The organism is Alcanivorax sp. HI0044 (assembly GCF_001634945.1).
The window spans coordinates 1-769 of record NZ_LWEZ01000373.1 but is presented as its reverse complement, the minus strand read 5'-3'; the positions used below and the strand labels follow the sequence as shown (position 1 = coordinate 769).

Sequence of the window (769 nt, the reverse complement as noted above, 5' to 3'; positions counted from 1 at the left end):
AGAATCGCTGGACTGAAACCACATTACCGCCGGGTCTTCCTCCGGGAGGAAAAAAAGGCGCTTGCGCGCATCCGGGTATTGGTGGGTAACACGGGCAAGCAACGCCTGCCCATCGATGGCATCTTGCGATGCCGCCTCGGTGGCCTGCGGCGTCTGCCAGTGGTGCAGCTCGTGATGGAACACATTGAGGGCGCCGGCAAAAAACGCCACAAACAGGGCCAGGCCACTGGCCATGCCCAGCCAGGCATGCAGGTCGATAAAACGTCGCAAACGGTCCGCCTTCATGCGCCACCTCCCTTCATGCGCCACCCCCATACAAGGCTGTGGTTTGCAGCGCCATCCAGGCCACCCCATTCATTACCAGCAACGCCACCAGTGGAAGCCAGGTACGCTCAGGCAGCGCCACCAGAACGACCAGCAGCATCCATAACAGGGTCACCCCCAACAACTGCAATACCAGCCATGACTGCCAGGGCACCGGTACCGCCGCCGCCACCAATCCCATCAGCATTACCGACAAGGGCAGGCTCAGCAAAAACGCCAAAAAAGCTCTCATCGATTGCCTCCCCGGCGCTGATAGCTATCGCGGTAATGGCTGACCAGCAGCGGCAGCAGCAAGGCTGGCAACGTGAACACCCACAACCCCACAAACAGGCCCACACTGACGCCCAGCTGTAGCGATAACAGCCACAGCCCCCCGGCCAGCATGGCCAAGGCGATTAAACGGCTAAAAACAGGAAGGGGTTGATCCAGCCAGCGTTGCTGGCGA

The 769-nt window shown here is 60.5% G+C and carries 3 protein-coding genes; all 3 read right to left on the bottom strand.

What is annotated here, in order from left to right:
• Positions 1 to 285, bottom strand: a 285-nt coding sequence (locus A3730_RS04580) for a PepSY domain-containing protein (RefSeq protein ID WP_197477291.1), incomplete at its 3' end; no start/stop codon positions are given.
• A 13-nt stretch (positions 286 to 298) separates the two neighbouring features.
• Positions 299 to 556 carry a hypothetical protein gene (locus A3730_RS04575; RefSeq protein WP_063537530.1) on the bottom strand — a complete coding sequence of 86 codons (258 nt, stop codon included), beginning with the start codon at positions 554 to 556 and terminating at the stop codon, positions 299 to 301.
• Positions 553 to 769 (bottom strand): hypothetical protein (locus A3730_RS31040; RefSeq protein ID WP_197477290.1); only part of this gene is annotated, 217 nt, incomplete at its 5' end. The genes A3730_RS04575 and A3730_RS31040, both read right to left, overlap by 4 nt.

Bases quoted from the DNA above. Each gene is read 5' to 3' on its own strand.
- A3730_RS04575 (WP_063537530.1), bottom strand. From the start codon at position 556: ATGAGAGCTTTTTTGGCGTTTTTGCTGAGCCTGCCCTTGTCGGTAATG.